The organism is Vibrio sp. 10N.222.48.A3, assembly GCF_041475345.1.
GTDB classification, from domain to species: domain Bacteria; phylum Pseudomonadota; class Gammaproteobacteria; order Enterobacterales; family Vibrionaceae; genus Vibrio; species Vibrio tasmaniensis_A.
On the sequence record NZ_JBFRVX010000035.1, the window covers coordinates 1 to 16647 of the forward strand.

The 16647-nt window shown below is 50.7% G+C and carries 16 protein-coding genes; all 16 read left to right on the forward strand.

The annotated features are described in order from the left end of the window. The coding region (gene traA / locus AB4653_RS01375) for a type IV conjugative transfer system pilin TraA (protein ID WP_017096435.1) at positions 1–280 on the forward strand (280 nt) is incomplete at its 5' end. 9 nt (positions 281–289) lie between these two features. Continuing rightward, positions 290–592 carry a type IV conjugative transfer system protein TraL gene (traL, locus tag AB4653_RS01380; protein WP_016800089.1) on the forward strand — a complete coding sequence of 101 codons (303 nt, stop codon included), beginning with the start codon at positions 290–292 and terminating at the stop codon, positions 590–592. Between the two features lie 14 nt (positions 593–606). After that, the gene (traE, locus tag AB4653_RS01385; RefSeq protein WP_016800090.1) at positions 607–1182 is read left to right on the forward strand and encodes a type IV conjugative transfer system protein TraE; all 576 of its coding nucleotides are present in this window, start codon (positions 607–609) and stop codon (positions 1180–1182) included. Beyond that, positions 1169–1954: a type-F conjugative transfer system secretin TraK gene (traK, locus tag AB4653_RS01390; RefSeq protein WP_017096434.1), complete on the forward strand. Its 786-nt coding sequence runs from the start codon at positions 1169–1171 to the stop codon at positions 1952–1954. The genes traE and traK overlap by 14 nt, the downstream gene beginning before the upstream one ends. Further along, a complete protein-coding gene (locus tag AB4653_RS01395) occupies positions 1944–3488 on the forward strand; it encodes a TrbI/VirB10 family protein (RefSeq protein ID WP_048666133.1) in 1545 nt (514 codons plus the stop codon). The genes traK and AB4653_RS01395 overlap by 11 nt, the downstream gene beginning before the upstream one ends. Then, complete coding sequence (traV, locus tag AB4653_RS01400) at positions 3485–3880, forward strand: type IV conjugative transfer system lipoprotein TraV (RefSeq protein WP_016800093.1); 396 nt, start codon at positions 3485–3487, stop codon at positions 3878–3880. The genes AB4653_RS01395 and traV overlap by 4 nt, the downstream gene beginning before the upstream one ends. Positions 3881–3893: 13 nt before the next feature. After that, positions 3894–4265 carry a hypothetical protein gene (locus AB4653_RS01405; RefSeq protein ID WP_017096872.1) on the forward strand — a complete coding sequence of 124 codons (372 nt, stop codon included), beginning with the start codon at positions 3894–3896 and terminating at the stop codon, positions 4263–4265. A gap of 23 nt (positions 4266–4288) precedes the next feature. After that, complete coding sequence (gene traC / locus AB4653_RS01410; RefSeq protein WP_102488787.1) at positions 4289–6838, forward strand: type IV secretion system protein TraC; 2550 nt, start codon at positions 4289–4291, stop codon at positions 6836–6838. Next, positions 6789–7520 (forward strand): type-F conjugative transfer system protein TraW, encoded by a 732-nt coding sequence (traW, locus tag AB4653_RS01415; RefSeq protein WP_102258460.1) that lies wholly within the window; start codon positions 6789–6791, stop codon positions 7518–7520. The genes traC and traW overlap by 50 nt, the downstream gene beginning before the upstream one ends. A gap of 157 nt (positions 7521–7677) precedes the next feature. After that, positions 7678–8688, forward strand: coding sequence for a conjugal transfer pilus assembly protein TraU (gene traU / locus AB4653_RS01420; protein WP_017099757.1), 1011 nt, complete (start codon positions 7678–7680; stop codon positions 8686–8688). 253 nt (positions 8689–8941) lie between these two features. Next, complete coding sequence (trbC, locus tag AB4653_RS01425; RefSeq protein WP_102258463.1) at positions 8942–9655, forward strand: type-F conjugative transfer system pilin assembly protein TrbC; 714 nt, start codon at positions 8942–8944, stop codon at positions 9653–9655. 36 nt (positions 9656–9691) lie between these two features. Then, positions 9692–11419 carry a type-F conjugative transfer system mating-pair stabilization protein TraN gene (gene traN, locus AB4653_RS01430; protein WP_372103139.1) on the forward strand — a complete coding sequence of 576 codons (1728 nt, stop codon included), beginning with the start codon at positions 9692–9694 and terminating at the stop codon, positions 11417–11419. 23 nt (positions 11420–11442) lie between these two features. Beyond that, the gene (gene traF, locus AB4653_RS01435) at positions 11443–12228 is read left to right on the forward strand and encodes a type-F conjugative transfer system pilin assembly protein TraF (protein ID WP_083717893.1); all 786 of its coding nucleotides are present in this window, start codon (positions 11443–11445) and stop codon (positions 12226–12228) included. Positions 12229–12272: 44 nt separating this feature from the next. Next, the gene (gene trbB, locus AB4653_RS01440) at positions 12273–12686 is read left to right on the forward strand and encodes a type-F conjugative transfer system pilin assembly thiol-disulfide isomerase TrbB (RefSeq protein WP_016800100.1); all 414 of its coding nucleotides are present in this window, start codon (positions 12273–12275) and stop codon (positions 12684–12686) included. Beyond that, entirely contained in the window at positions 12683–14089 is a 1407-nt protein-coding gene (locus AB4653_RS01445; RefSeq protein ID WP_136996205.1) for a conjugal transfer protein TraH, read from the forward strand. The genes trbB and AB4653_RS01445 overlap by 4 nt, the downstream gene beginning before the upstream one ends. A 3-nt stretch (positions 14090–14092) precedes the next feature. After that, the coding region (locus AB4653_RS01450; RefSeq protein WP_102258044.1) for a conjugal transfer protein TraG N-terminal domain-containing protein at positions 14093–16647 on the forward strand (2555 nt) is incomplete at its 3' end.

The window sequence follows — 16647 nt, forward strand, 5'->3', positions numbered from 1 at the left end:
ACGCACCCAGCGCACCCTCCTTGTCGGGCTTGGCGTTGCTGTCTCGACACTTCTTATCACTCAGCCCGCTCTGGCTGCCGATATCTTCGCGTCAGGTAAACAAGCCATGAAAGACTCGGCGGGCAAAGGCTCTGCGGTTGAAACCGCGATGCTGGGGACTGGGCTTGCGGGGGCGGTCGTCACTGGACTGATGAGCCGTAACTGGTTTGCGGCCGTTGGCGGGTTCATTGGCGGCTCAGTCTTGTGGAATGTTGGAGCACCACTCGTCGGCTTAGGCTAAGGAGTCACAATGGAAGACCCTCATCAGTTTTTTTCTATTCCAAAACACATGAACAAAGGTCGTCGCTGGCTCGGGTTCCCAGTTGATGAACTCGTGCCTGCCCTCTGCATTTTTGGCCTCTCATTCTGGCTTAAACACGAAATGATAGGGCTGACGTTATCGCTGGCTTGGTTTGGGGGATTACGTTACATCAAAGCGCAATACGGTGACAACATAGTTACCTTGTCACTTTATTGGTGGGGGGCTTCCTTTGTCCATCCCACCCTCTTTAAGCGTACCCCCTCAGCCTGTCGTCGTTACTGGATTTTCTAAGGAGACCCTTCATCATGGATCCGTTTGTTAAACGGGATAAGCTGGCCGTCAAAAGCCTCCTCAATCTTTTTTTGAGTGCAGGCTTTCTTGTTATGCTTATCACTAACCTGGTGTTGGGTTACACCAGTTATCAAGCCCTTACCCATCAAAGCCGAACCCTAGTCCCGCCCACCCTCTCTCAAGCCTTTACGGTTTCGGATGGCGCGGTCGATGAACCTTATCTTGAGCAAATGGCGGATTATCTTCTCTACCTGAAACTCAACATCACGCCGGCAAGCGTTGGACGTCAGTTTGGTCAGTTACTTGAATATTTAGACGAGACAAGCTGGTACAACGTTCAACCTAAGCTGCTTCGAGAAGCCACGGTGGTTAAAAAAGATAACATCAGCAGCCAATTTTCTGTCGAGTTGGTCCGAATTTCTCTCGACACTCTCCAAGTACAACTCTACGGGAAACTCCAAAAGCACGTAGGCCAACGCGCACTAGATCCGGAGATGAAGTGGTATCAAGTCAACTTTAGCTATGACCAAGGCGTCATAGGTTTACTCTCCATTGAAGAAGTCGAGGTCAACACCGATGAATCTTTATGAGCAATCATTCACCCCATCGCAGCAATGGCACCCTTATTTTTTATCCATCGCGCTTTGGGTGGTCTTTTTCATCCCCTCTTTTGCCCTGGCTGAAAATGCCGCCATGGTGAGCTATGAGTTTGACGAAGGCGACACGATCCCCTTGTCACTCTCTTCCATTAACGTGAACCGTTTACTGGTCAACAATGACCGTATTATTTCGATCGTCTGCCCGAAAGGGTTTTGCACCTCAACGGGCAACCAAAAAGACGCTTCCGGCTCCATCACCTTAAAAATTAACCTTCCCTTACCGTTTACCGCGCACCTGACGACAGAGAAAGGGCGATTGTTTGCGCTGTTTATTACCCCCAAAGCTACACCATCTTTGGTCACGGAGTTTGTTTGGTCGCAAAATTACAAAGAGCAGCAAAGCCCGATTGAGCAGGCGGCGGATTATCCCGCCGCCATGACAGCGCTCACCAAAGCCATGATACGTTTTGTCCATGATGGCGCTCCCATTGCTGGTTTTAAACGTCACGACGTTGACCCCAAAACCTTACCCAAAGATGAAGCGTCACTGGCCATCATCCCTCAAACGGTCTTCGTGGGCCGTCATTATTCTGGGGTGGTTTATCAGCTCAAAAATCAAAGCCGCAGTGACATGGCGCTGACCACCGCGCAGTTCTACAGCTATTCCGCACGCTCAGCCGCGCTCGATGCCTATCAATTAAAACCTGGGCAAACTACCACGCTCTATCTCATTACTGGAGGAGGCGCCACCCATGCTCGATAAACAAAAAGACGCCTTGGGCCGTTTTAAGAAACGCGTCTTCAAAGACACCGACGGGGACTTTGAAGACGGCGGCACGATCAATGCCGTGACAAGAAAGCGCAATCGCACCATTACGCTCACGGTATTGCTGATATTGACCGCCCTGGCTTTTGTTGTTTGGCGGTTAACACTGTCTCCCCAAGCGCCAAGCAAGGGCATTCAAGATGTCGGATTTGGCGCTGTCGTCACCGATGATTTTACCGACAAAGACAACCAGTCCGCCCTGACGTTTCAACAAGACAAAATCAACCAAATAGAACAAAGCTTAGCGCGGTTTGAAGGCACATTAAGTCGCTTTGGACAAAGCTTAACCTCTGAGTTAGAGAACATTAAAAAGGCCAATGAGCGCGATACAAAATCGCAACTGACAGAGCTTGAGCAGCAGATGCAACAAAAGCTCGATGAAGTTGACGCGCTCAAGGCGCAGCTTGAGACGCAATTAGCCTCAACCCTCAAGGCAGGCGATCCTTCGACTCAACACGGCATCGAGACCAACCAGGGAGACACCTTTGGCCAATACAAACTGCCCCCAAGACCGGCCATTAATAGCAACATGGATAACGCCAAGGTGAATGAGTTCCAGTACCAAGAGCAAGATGATGTGGCCTTTAGTGGTGATGCCTTTGATAGCTTTGAATTTCACTGGCAAGCCAGTGTCGAGGAGAAACAATCCCGTCGCACGACCGATAACTACGTGCCAACCGGCACCTTTGTGACCGCCGTAATTACCGGCGGCGCTGATGCTAATGGGGGCGTCTCTGGACAAGGGGATACCTCACCGATTGTCTTTCAGACAGTCAATCAGGGGGTCTTACCCAACGGTCAGGCCTCTAAATTGAAGGATTGCACGATCACCGGCGCCGTCTACGGTGAGATCTCATCCAGCCGCGGCGTCGCTCGCACCAGTAGAATGAGCTGCATACAACCCAATGGCGATATTCTCGATATCCCCGTCAATGCGACCGTGTTTAACTTTGGTCGCAATGGTATTCGCGGTACCACCATTTTGAAAAACGGTAAGATCGTTCAAATGGCCGGCATTGCGGGGATCTTGCAAGGCGTAGGGGATGCAGGTAAAGCGCTGGCACAAACCACGACACCGACGGCGCTCGGCCCAAGTCAAAGCATCAACAGCGATAAAATTGGCTTGAATCTGCTTGGCGGCGCCACGGAGAGCGTTGGCAGCAAATTGGCGGACTACTACATCAAACTGGCCGAACTCTATCATCCGATAGTGGAAGTCAATCCTGGTGCCATCGTCAATATTGTCTTTTTGGAAGGCTTTCCATTAGATCCATTGCTGGCCGATGAATACGAAACGCGTATGAATGAGCAGCGTGAGCAAGTCTCCAACAGCAATCAACTGTTAGATGTCATTACCAACACCCCCTCTCTTCCACCAACCACTCAAACCGCCCCCATCAACCCTTTAGCGCAAAAAATCACCCAACAAGGGTTAAGCCGCGTGGGCTTTGGGCGTGAGGAATCACCATGAATAGGCACGCTTTGTTTTCACTATCGATACTCTTAGGTCTGACCGGTTGTAGCGCGGGCTTTGAGAGCGAATACAGTTGCGATCAGGTCGGCGGCGTTTCAGGTTGCGTCACCATGAACGAAGTTCGAGACAACGTATACGGTTATACCGGAGGCAGTGGTAACGCCACGGTCTCTTCTCAAGCGCGTCTCGCCCCACCTTCCGCCTTTACCTTACTGCCAAGGCGCAATCGAGAGGGGGAGCCAGAGCGAAGCCAAGAAGACGTTAAAAAACTCACCGTCTTCCCTTTCATCGACAAAGACAATCACTACATCGATACGATGGATGTTTACTTTGTCTTAGACGATAGCCGTTGGTCTGGGCGCCCTGCGCGCGCGATTTGGAAAGATTGATTAGGAAAAAATAATGAAACGAACCTTAAAAATCATTGTTATCACGGGCGCGATATTATGGGGCGCATTACTGAGCAGCGCCTTGGCACAAGTGGCGCAGTTTATCACCTCGCACGATGACGCCAGAGATCACGTTGTGGCGCGCTACATCGAGTCTCAGCCCTCTCTAGATAAGGGGGCGCTCCATCAAGCGGTCCAAGATTGTGCCGTGCACCCTAACATTAAAATCGAAAAAGAGATCGCTTCAGAGACGCGCCTTTCTCCACTCAAACTCAGCCTATACGAATGCTTACAAAAAAAAGGGCATCGTGAGCTTGCTCACCGCCTTCAACTCAGTGATGAAGCAATGCAAAGTGTCAGTTGGCCATTGTCTTTGTTTTGGTAAAAAATAGAAAAAGGGGTCCCCCCATGTTTTCCACCTCACGCAGTGGCTTATCCGCCTTATTTCAAGAGGCCAAGCAAGCCCAGAACCACCTTCACCATGAACTGCCGTATCGAGACTACGATCCCATTGAGCGGGTGTTCGACAATACCCACTCTCGCGGTTTTGGCTTTAAAATCAGTGTCCTTGGGGGCGCTAACGACGATTTAATTCAGTCGTTAAGCCACCTCATGGGGGATTTGCCTGCAGGGGATAAATGGGACTATCAAGTGCAGCTGTTTGGTCACAACCGAGTGGCGCACTATCTCGAAGGAAACCAAGCTCTACTCAGTCAGCGAGGCGGTATCTGCCAGAAGCTGGCTAACGATGACGCCATTTACGCCCACTACGCCGCGCAGCACGGTTTTTTACACCGACAAAAAAACAATCGCTTTGATTTGCGCGATTACGACGCGTTCTTTTTTGTCTCCACCACGGAAAAAGACCCACAAGAGCTGCTTGATGCGCGAATGACTCTAGAGACAGGACTGGCGCAGCTTGGTTTTGATTTACTGCCCGTCACGCCTGAGATGTTGCTGACCGATGTGAGTGATATCTTAAACTTTGATAAACGACAAGACCGGCCAAAGGAAAAAGGCTACAACCCGTTAGAGCCTTTGAACCTGCAAGCCCTCTCTCCCGATACCGAAGCGTTAACGCATCGTGGCCATATCGCCACCCGTCATACCAATGACCAAGGGGAGGAGGTGCGCACACGGCTGGTCAATTTGGGACTTTCTCGTCTGCCTGGGGATTATCGCTTGTACGCCTTACCTGAGGCCTTTTCTTCTCTTCGCAACGTTTCTCGTAATATCACTTGCCCTCACCGCGTCACGTTGAGCTTTCGTAATGAGCCAACCGGTAAGCAAAATGCGGATAACGATAATAAGATAAAAGACTTAACCAAGACGGTGAACAGCCAAATGGCGCTGCTGGCTCCAACAGCGGAAGATGAGCTCAAAGAGCGAAAAGCCCTACAAAAAGGTCTGTTGTCTAAAGAGTTTACCATTGCGTCTATGGTCCTCACGGTCTCCCTGTTTACCGATAAGACCCACCAGAAAAAAGACACCCAAGCGGCGAAGGAGTCATTCAGCCATGCTGGCCTTGATATCATTCCCCTGAAAATGAATCAGCCGCAAGCGCTGCTTTCAACGTTGCCTTTTATGATGAGCGAAGGGTTGTGGGGCGATTGTAAAAAAGCCGGCCGAGTTCGCACGTTAAAAAGCTCTAATCTGGTGAACCTCTTCCCTCTCATCATGGATTTTTGTCAGTTAAAAGGCGGCGTATTGCTGCCCACGATGCGCCAGCAAATTTCTTTCTTTAACCCTTTCACCTGTGGCAGTGATAACCAAAATATCGCACTGACTGGCGGCTCAGGCGCAGGGAAAAGCTTTCTGGTTCAAGAGATTGCCGAAACGGTTTACGCCATGGGCGGTAAAGTGTGGATCCTCGATAAAGGGGCCAGCTATAAAAAATTGACGCTCAGCCTTGGGGGGACGTACATGACGCACGCCAACATCTTCTTAAATCCCTTCACGCATTTAGGCGCCATGCAAAGTGCTGAGTTTGAGTTTGTGGATGATGACGGTAGACCGGTCGACCCCATGATGGAAGCGCTCGATAATATCACGGCGTTGTTTGCCACCATCGCGTCACCCTACGTCCCACTGACGGCGTTTCAACAAAGCGTCTTAGGCGATGCGATAGTGACGGCATGGGAGCGTAAAGGTAATCAAGCCTTGGTGGATGATGTCAGAGACGCCTTGATTGAGATTGCTGGAGAAGAAAGCGACCGACGCATCAAAGACATTGCGGTGCAACTGAAAAAGTTCTGCACCGACGGCATGTACAAAGATGTGTTCAACAAGCCCTCCATGCTCGACCCCAGTGTGGAAATCACCACGCTGGAGCTGGATGGGTTTCCGCCTGCTGTGCTCAGACCCGTGATTTTTGCGTTGATGGTGTCGATTAACCAGCAGATGTACCTGGCTGGCTCTCGCTCTACCCCAAAGCTGTGCATCATTGAAGAAGCCTGGAGCCTCCTCTCTGGGGCAAACGAGCAAGCGAGGGAGTTCATCAACACCGGTTATCGCACCGCCCGTAAGTTCGGCGGCGCTTTTTGTACAGTGACTCAAGGGATTGAAGACTTCTTTAGCAACGAGGAAGCCAAAGCCTGCTACAACAACTCCGATATCCACATCATTCTTCGTCAAGGGGAAGGGTTTGATGAGTATCTGATCCAAAACCCGGATGCCTTCTCACCGTTTGAGCAGCGCCTCATTAAAAGTTTCGCTCCGTCTGCCGAAGCGGGATACAGCAGTGCGCGCATCAAAGCGGGTGGCCATGTCACCTATCACCGCTTTTTCGCCTCTCCGGTGAAACGCGCCATGTTCTCAACCGAGCCTAAGGAGTTTGAGTATTGTGAAAATCTTTATAAACAAGGCCACTCACTGGAGCGCGCCATTGAGCAAACCTCCAGGCACTTTTATGGCAAAGACATTGACGCCTTTAATCAAGCCATTGGGGCGAGCGCTTAAATCCCCCCTTTTTCTTTTGGTCGCTGGACTGGCAACGACAAATGCCGCTGGAAAGAACTTGGGCCAAGTGGCCCCTATCTTCCCCATCGGTGAGATTGACATGCTGGAGTGGATTGACCAAAGACTGAAAGGGTTTGAGGCCAGTGGTCAATTAGCGGACATGCAAAACGAGTTCACGGAGCGCGCCAAGCAAAGCATTGCAAACCCACCGCCCGTTGCAGGCTTAACCACCACGATCAACCCCCGCACCTTTTACGTTGACCCAAGCATCACCCTCCCTAAAGACATTATCGCCCCCACTACAGGAGCCGTGATTGCCAAAGCGGGCACCAGAGTGAACCCCTTTGATACCCGCACTTGGCCAAAGGTCGACGGTCAAAACGTTCTACCACGATTTGAGTTAAGTAAGGTGCTGGTCTTTTTTGATGCCAGAGACGCGCAGCAACGAAGGTTCGCTAGCGAGTATCAAAACGCCAAGCCAATCAAGTGGGTACTGACAGGAGGCAGCCCGAATAAAATGGCGACCTTATTGGACGCAAGAATGTATTTTGCGCAGCAAGGCCACTTAACCCAATCGCTTAACATTACTCACGTCCCAGCGATTGCCTACCAAGAAGGCACGCGCTGGCGCATCGATGAGGTGAACGTATCGGGTTTGCACCCCTTGGCGATAGAGCAATAACAATGACATCGCATTGGAAGTGCGCACCTCCCTTGATCATGCTTCCAGTATGACGCTTTTTTCTCTTAACCAAGCTCGCTTTTGGCGGCGATAATGGGGCGAAGCCTCTTGTCGAGACAAAAGGAGTACCACGCTCGGCGTGGAAAAAGGACACCCCATGACACAACGACACTTTCGTTTACTGTTGTGCTGCCTATTGGTTTTTATTGCCCCATCAACCCTAGCAGCCAGTGCGGCGTGTAAAAGCCGTTTTATTAACCCCATGACCGATATTTGTTGGGATTGCTTGTTTCCGATGACGATAGGCTCAGCCACCGTCATGCCCTCTAAGTACCCCGATACGCCCAATCCCACACTGCCTATCTCTTATTGCCCTAAACCGCCGCCTATCTTTGTGCAAATAGGCATCAACATTGGCTATTGGGAGCCTTATGCCTTAACCGATATCACGCGCGTCCCTTACTGTATGGTGAACATGGGCGTGCAAATGTCCGGCGCTAACACTCAGCGTATCGGTGGGCGCGTGACCGCCCGTGAGAGTGACAGCAGTGACGGAGGCTTTTATCACGCCCATTGGTATAAGTACCCCGTCATTTATTGGCTGCAACTGATGCAATCCACCGCCTGCATGGCCACGGACGTTTTTGATGTGGCCTACATGACGGAAATTGACCCACTTTGGGACGACGATGAGTTATCCCTCATTCTCAATCCCGAAGCGTTACTGTTTGGTAACTTGGTTGCGCAGCTTGCTTGCGTGCCCGAAGCCCTGTTGACCTCCACTAATACTGCCTTACCTATTGATGCGTTATTTTGGTGTTTAGGCTCACAGGGCAGTGCCTATCCGCTCACCGGCACCACCAACTATCGAGACACGCCCATCCAGGCGGCGACACTCTTGATGGAAAAGCTGAACTACAAACTGCACCGGCAAGGGATCATCTGGGAGACGCGCGGCGAAGATGGCGCGATTTGTTATCAATATCCCGATCCTATTTTGCCAAAATCTCGTTATCGGTATCAAATGTCGGGGCCTATTCCCGATGCCGCCTGGTGTCACCCGTACACCACGACAACCACACTCTGGGAAGCCGGCCATGACAACCCGGTGACAGGGGATAACTTTGGTTTTGTACAATGGCGAAAGCGCAACTGTGTCTTTTTATAAGGTGACGCGATGATGCCCATTCTTCCCCACAAAAATGAAACGGACCTATTTATTGCCAGTCACCCTGACTCCCTTACCGATTTTTTAAAAACAGAGCTCGCCAACAACAAGCACATTTACTGCTGTTTCCCGCTCTCGCAGTTTTGCTTCTCGTTTTGTCGCGATCTCAAGGCTCGTAAGGTGCTGTCAATCAGCTTCCAAAACGCTCACACCCTCTACCCACCCTTTCAGCGGCCATAATTAAGGGGCTACTATGACCATTCCATCTTTTGAGAGCGCCTTTGGACGCTCACTTGTTTTTCTGTGTTTTTTTATTGCGTTACCCACCCAGGCTTACACTGAGCAAGAGCTCAAAGCCTTTGCCAAGCTTGAGCAAGAAATGACTCAACAACCGGAGGCTTCGAAGGCGGGGTCCACTGACGACATACAAAATAAAGCCCAGGCTTATCGAGAAGAAGCGCTGACTCTCAGCCGCAATGTTCAAGATTTGATAAAAGATGAGAGCCTGTCCCCCTTATTGGGGCGACAAAAGCCCACGCGCCACCCTGACCAAGCCCCAAAAGGGGTAATGGTGTTTGTGTCACTCACCATGCCCAAGACCGCGCTCAAGCAGCTTCTGATGCAAAGTGAGCACTTAGGCGTGCCACTGGTGATACGCGGTGTCTTACCTGAAGGTTTTCCGGCCACGGCCAAGCGGATCGAGGCCTTGATACGCTCCCCCAATAAGGCGCCCATTCAAAGCGGCTTTTCCATCAGCCCTGATTGGTTTAAGCAATTTGATATTCATCGCGTACCGGCCTTTGTTTCGGTCAAACAAAACCGCTGCTTACCTAAGCAGCCTTGCAAAGCCAGTGACTACGACATCCTTTACGGCAACATTTCACTTTACCAAGCTCTGGATTACCTCGCGGCCGGGGATGCGCAGCAAAACATTCATCCACTGTTGCGCACGCTCTATGCCCAATAACCCTCTCTCACCCCAACTTTTGATGAGGTGCTCCTTATGCGCATTGACCTCTGGGCTGCGCTCACGCTCAGTTTTTTATCTACTCTCGCTCTTGCCAGCGAACAACACACCTTTACCGAGAGCGCCAATTGGGCGAAACAAACGGCAAGCCAAGCTCTCACGCCTCATGCGCTTCCGCTCAATGTCGATGACTATTGCAAAGACGCCACGTGTCGAAAAGAGATCCGCAGTCCAAAAGAATCCACACTGTCAGACAGTGAGATCAATGCACAAAAAGGGACAGAGTTTGTGACCAATGGATTGGCTCAAGACATCAACGCGAACTTCAATAAAGGTCGACCCGATATTAAAGACGACCCGGCGATGCGCTTTGCCTTACTTGGCCAAGAGAATGCTTTTGAAATCACTCATGGTCTCTCAAATGCCTATGTGGATTGTGAGAGCGGCTCCCAATGCGTCATCGATAACATCACAAAACAATGTCACCGACCGACTCACAACCCGGTCCCGTGTGACAAAGTCCCTGTCGCCTCCGTGGTCACCAGCAAGGTGAGCTACCGTTGTCCATCCGGCTGGACAAAACAAGGGATTGATTGCCAACGCCCCTTCCCACAATGCCGATACAATAATAAACATTATGTGAGGCAAACGAGAGGTGATGGCATTTTCTCATCGTCAGGAACCATGTATTTATGGGGCGGTAAGAGTGTCTATCCCAACCAAGGCTACACGCTTGGCGAGTTAAAACAGACCTATCACGTTAATTGGCAAGCGAGCGAACACTGGGATAAACGCTACGAGATTTGTCGACCCACCACACAAACGAAAAAAGCCACGCTAAGCTGCTCAAACGGGTTCACCTTATCCGGCGGGAACTGCATCAAGAACACCATGACCTGGCGAACACAATGCCGCCTGATGAACTCGTGCAATGTCACTCATCAGCAATGCATTGAAGGTCGAGCCACCCGCACCATTAATGGTATTCCCACCACGCTCAATTGTTGGAAATATCGGATAGACCATCATTGTGACCGCCCTAATACCTGCGCAAACCTCCCGAAAGACTGTACGACTCAAACTCAACATTGCAGCCTTAAGCAAAATGGGGTGTGCATCGAGCAAGAGGTCACAAAGCGTTGTGTTGAGAAGACATGCCGAGCCACTGATCTGCAATGTGGGGAGCACTCCTTCTGTCTTGACGGGGAGTGTTACGAGGAGGCGCCCAAATTGAATAACAATTTTGATAAGTCCGTTGCGGCACTGGCAGGGCTTGCCGAAGCCGTGAAAGACATCGGCGACCCACCCAAAATATTCACGGGAAAGCCGATGAAATGCAGTAAGAAACTCGCGGGCTTCAACGATTGTTGTAAAGACTCAGGATGGGGGCAAGGATTGGGAGCGAAATGCAGCGAAGCGGAAGAAGCGCTGGGGGAAGCCAAAGAGAAAGGCTTAACCCTGTACGTGGGGCAATACTGCGCCAAGAAAGTGCTGGGTGTCTGCACCCGTAAAAAGCGCAGTTACTGCGTTTACGACAACAAGCTGGCCAAAATCATCCAAGAGCAAGGGTCTCTTCAGCAACTGGGTAAACGGTTAGGCAGTGCTAAAAATCCCACCTGCGCCGCTATTACGCCCGAAGAACTGGGTCAAATCAATTTTGAATACATTGATTTTAAAGAGTTCTACCCGGAAATGCGTGCCAACACCAACCTCCCCAACTTTGATGAAATCAAGAAACGACTTCAAAGTGCCACGGGCGGATAACCGCCTCCACGGAATCAAGGTCTATGATGATGAAAAAACCTCTGCTTTGCGTCATTACCCTAGCGCTGCTGACTCACCTCCATCCAGCTCTTGCTCAAGAAACCCCTCCTGGGTGGCGCTGGTACAACGAGCCAAAGGCAATGCCCGTAACGCCCAAACCTAAGCCGCTACCAAGCAACACTCAAACCACCGTATCAAGCCCTAAAACGTTATCGGCGACCGAACAGATGGCCTGGTTTCACTCTGTGCATATTGAAGCGCAAAACGACGCGGCCATTCATCCCAAAGATAAAGACAAGCTCGCGAAGTTTTTAGCGTTAAATCATTTTATCACGGACCAAACCGACCAATTAGGCATGACCTTTAAAGCGCTGCTGCTCGAAAGACCTGAGTTCTCTTACACCAAAGACCATCCGACAGAGCAAGCGGCAAGACAGGTGTATTTAGCACTGGAGGATAAGAAGAAGACCGACGCGGTTGAAAAGATGAAACAAGACGGATGGGGCTTTTTCTTTGTTTATGAAGGAAAAGATGCGCTAAGCCAGCAACTCGCCCCGTCCATTCAAGCGTTTGCTGACCAATACCATTTTGAGCTCCTTGGGATCAGTAATGATGAAACCTTCATCACTCACCTCAAAGAAAACCGCCACAACCAGGGAAAAGTCACGGTGCCTTTTACGCCCGCCTTGATTTTGGTGCATCCAAGCACTGGAGAGATGAAGCCACTGGCGTACGGCTGGATAAGCCAAAATGATTTAATTGGGCGCTTTTACAACGTCGCCACCCACTTTGAGCAATCGGATTTTTAAAGCCACTCAATCCATGTAAAACCACCCAAACGTAAGGAGGCGCTATGCCATTTCTTCGTACCCTTGTGCTTGCTTTTTTGATTCATGCCGCCAGCGCACACGCTGCCATGCAAAACCAATATGCCCTAGTGTTCTTTTTTGAAAGCACCTGCCCGTACTGCCATAAGACCGCCCCTAAAATCACTCGTCTTGGCGAGCGATTTCAATTGCCGGTTTACGCCTTCTCTGTTGATGGGCCGGGCCTTCCAGGGTTTGAGGTCCCTATTCCTGTCACACCAGAGATAGGCAAGACCTTTTTCCCAGGCCAGGGAAAAACGGTCATGCCTGCGACCTTCTTAATGAACGTGAACAGCCGTAAGTTCTCACGTCTGAGCATTGGAGACGTACCAGAAAGCACGCTTGCCCAAAGCATTCAGAACGCCCTTAACGATCCGCGAGTGCAGGAGGCTCTCCAATGAAGCGCTCACTTTTCCACCACTTGTCCACCGTTGCGGTGAATAAGCGAGTTATTCCTTTATTTCTCATCAGCTTATCAGGCGTAAGTCACGCCGACACCAACCACTCGCTGGCCCGCTTTTTTGATAACTCAGGGTACAACGCCAACGTCTCAACCCCGACGGCTTACCAAGGGCAATCGGCCAACTACTACACCGGTGGCAGTTTGTTTGTGCGTAATCAAATTGTCGATGCACAGTTGGTCAGCGTCACTGTCCCCTCCATCAGTACCGGGTGCACTGGCATTGATATGTTTATGGGGGGATTTTCACACATCAGCTCAGACCAACTGGTGAAACTGGGCAAAGCCATTATTCATAATGCCCCTCCTTTTATTGTCAACTTAGCCCTGCAAACCTGGGCACCGCAGCTCAAGCAAAACCTGGATAATCTCCAAGCCAGGCTCGACAAATATCTCAATCAATCGGTGAACTCTTGTGAAGCCGCGCAAGCGTCCATCGGTGGACTGGCCGCCTTTGCCGCTCCTGCTACCAAAAAGCATGTCTGCGCGACGCTTGGGACACAAAACAACGCCTTCTCAGATTGGGTTCAAGGGCAGCAGGAATGTGGCGCAGGAGGCAAAGCAGCGGGTCAGCTAAAGGACGCCAAAAAGGATCCAGCCCTGAAAGACATGACCCAAACCAATCACAACGTGGTCTGGTCTGCGATCATGAATAACGCTTTTTTGTCCTCCGACAAAAATCTAGCGCAATTCATGATGAGTTTGTCAGGCTCTTACGTGTACGACAAAGACGGCAATCCGCGTTATTACCCTAGCCTTTTGACCGACAACAACAACCTCGTCAACGTGCTGCTCGAAGGGGGCAAGGCTGACGTTTATCAGTGTCGCAAAACAGGCCCAGATGCGTGCATTACCATTACCAAGCGCAATAACTTATCCATAAGTCAAACTAACGGCATACAAAACCAGATACGCAAACAACTGGAATCGATACTGCAAAAGATAGCCACCGACCAAAGACTCACGCGTCAACAAGAGGGTTTTCTGGAGCTGATTCAAACGCCGGTACTCAAGTTCTTTATTGACGACTTATCCGCCAATCAAACCCCCGATACCAGCAACTACTCGCGAATGATAGCGGTGGAGCTGCTTAATCAGTACCTCGTGAGCATGTTAAATGTTGCCCGCCAATCCTTGGCCAACACCAACAACAGCCAGGATGACATCGCCCTCATCACTCGTGATATCGATAACGCCAAACGCTTTACCGCGGGGCTGGCTGAGAACGCCATTGAGGCGCTCAACAACCGCAATCAACTGATTGACTCGCAAAGAAAGACCACGCAGCAAAGCACAAAAGAAATCAGCACGACCACCAAACCTACCTCGGCTTATGGGAACTGACCTATGATACTCGAATATTACACTTACACTTCCGGCGAAGTGGTCAACAAAGCCTTTAATGCGCTGGCCACTTTTTTTAGAACCAATACCTTTGGGGATTACTTACAGATGTGCATGATGCTGGGGCTTATCACCAGTTTGTTTATCTTCATGCTGTCACGTAACCCCAAAGACCTCATCAAATGGATGGTGGTGTTCTTTGCCGTACCCCTGTTTCTTATCAACATGAAAGCCGACATGCTCATCATTGATAAGACGCAACCGGGTAAGGCTTACAAGGTGGATAATGTCCCTTACCTCGTGGCCGTGCCTACTTACTTTTTCTCTTCTATCATGGTGGGGATGGCCGAAGGTGTGGAAGGCATTTTCACCACCTCCGACGATGAGCGTTATGGTCGTACTGGGATGTTGTTTGGCTCGGAGCTGTATCAGCTCTCAAGACAATCCAGGATTAATGAGCTGGCGCTGCAAAAACTCTGGCGAGACTACTTTCATAACTGCATGATTGGGGATGTGAGAATCAATGGGAAATACACCTGGGATGAACTCTTTACCGCCCCTGATATTTTTGCCTTTTTAGACGGCGTTAGGCAAAGCCCGTTGCGCGCCCTTTATCTTGATGAAGGCGGCGGCCGAAGCACCTACAAGCGATGTGAAGAAGCTTACCCTATCATCAAGCAGCGCTTTGATGATGCCGCCAATAAAAACATGAGCTTGTTAGCGCATCAATTGCTTGGCAAAGACGCGGACCGTTATAAGCCGCAAGTGGTGCAGTCACTCACCCGCAGCTACGACAAATTTTTTAGAATGAGTACCAGCGCGTCCAGCACCATCAAACAAAACATGCTGATGAACGAGCTACGCTACAACCTTGATAGCCTCGACCCAACGCAAGCTGCGCTCAATTACGCTTATACCACCAATAAACTGCAAACCACCTCAATGTGGGCGTCATTAGGTTTGATGGCAAGAGAATACTTGCCGATGCTCCATACCATGATGTTTATGTTGTTCGCGTGCCTAGGCTTCTTTGTGGCCGGGGCCGCGGTCATTCCTGGCTTGACCATGATGGTGTTAAAAAACTATTTTGGGACGTTTGCCTTTTTGGCCACCTGGCCAGCCTTGTTTGCCATCATCAACGGCTTTCAGCTTTGGGGACTGGAATCTCTGTCTACGGATGTCTCGGGTAAGTTCGGGGGGCTAGTGCTTTCCAACGCGAATGCCGCGGATGAGCTTCACAGCCGCTTCGCCTGGATCACGGGTATATTGATGATAGGCGTCCCTATGATAGCCAAAGGCATTTTAAAAGGCGGTCAAGAAGTCATGTCGAGCATGAACTACCAGCTCTCGAGCATGATTAACTCGACCAATGCCAGAGCGAGCGCTGCAGCGTCCACGGGTAATCTGGATTTTGGCAGTATGCAGATTGACAACCACAGCATGAACAACACCCATGCCAATAAGTTTGATACCAATACCCTCGCCAACCAAGGTCACAGCTACACCCAAAACCCAGACGGCTCGGTGACCACACAACACGGAGATGGGCGCACCACCTACGACAGCTCACAAATCACCAGTCGCGGCAACATCAGCGCCAACACGCAAAGCATGCTGCAAGAGAGTGTGGCGAATGCCCGCAGCCAAACGCAGCAAAACCTTGCTCAAACTAGCACCCAACTGGCTCAAACCCTCCAAGGAGGCGCGGCACTGAGCGACCGCTGGCATGATAGTGTGGGTAAAAACCTGGCTTACGGTGAAGGCAGCACCAGTGGCTTTAATACTCAAGTCAGCCAAGGTATGAATGACATGCAAACGGCGGTTGACAGCGTGATTCAACAAACGGGTTGGACGATAGACCAATCAAAAGCTTACCTGCAAAGTGTCTATGGCGGCTTCGAGGGTGGCCTAGGAACAGGCAAAGGGGCATCGCCATTCAATTTGGGCGCCAGTGGCGGCGTGAAATGGTCTGATGATGAGCGTACGGCTTACAGCAATATGAATGCCGAGCAAAAGCAGCAGCTTGAGCAAGCCACGCAGCAATACACCGAAGGGGCCAATGCCGTGACCAGTGCCGGCACGCAGGTGGACAATAAAGACACCCGAACGTCGGTTGAGCAGTTTGCGCATGATTTTGCAATTAATGCCAGCAACACCAAGTCTCTTGGTGTAAGTGCCATGCAAAGCCAATCGGACTTGAACGCCCTCTCGAATACTCAAACGCGCCTAAACTCTGGCAGTGCCAGCTTTACGGCCAACGCGATTCAAGGCTTCCAGAATTACTTGGAAAAAGACATAGGATTAAACCAACCAGACGTCCAACGCCTAATGACCGCTTACCAACCGGAAGATATTGCCGAGGCGAAAGAGCAATGGCAAGACTACACACGCACTGAAGAGTTCACCACCATGGCGGGACTCGATGGTGACACGGCGAAGATTGTGGCAACAATGGAGAAAGCGCATGAAACCACCACCCCAACCCAACAACCAGAACTGACACCCGAGCAAAACAACACGATGGAGAAAGGATGGGCTAGTACCGTCGATACCGTGGC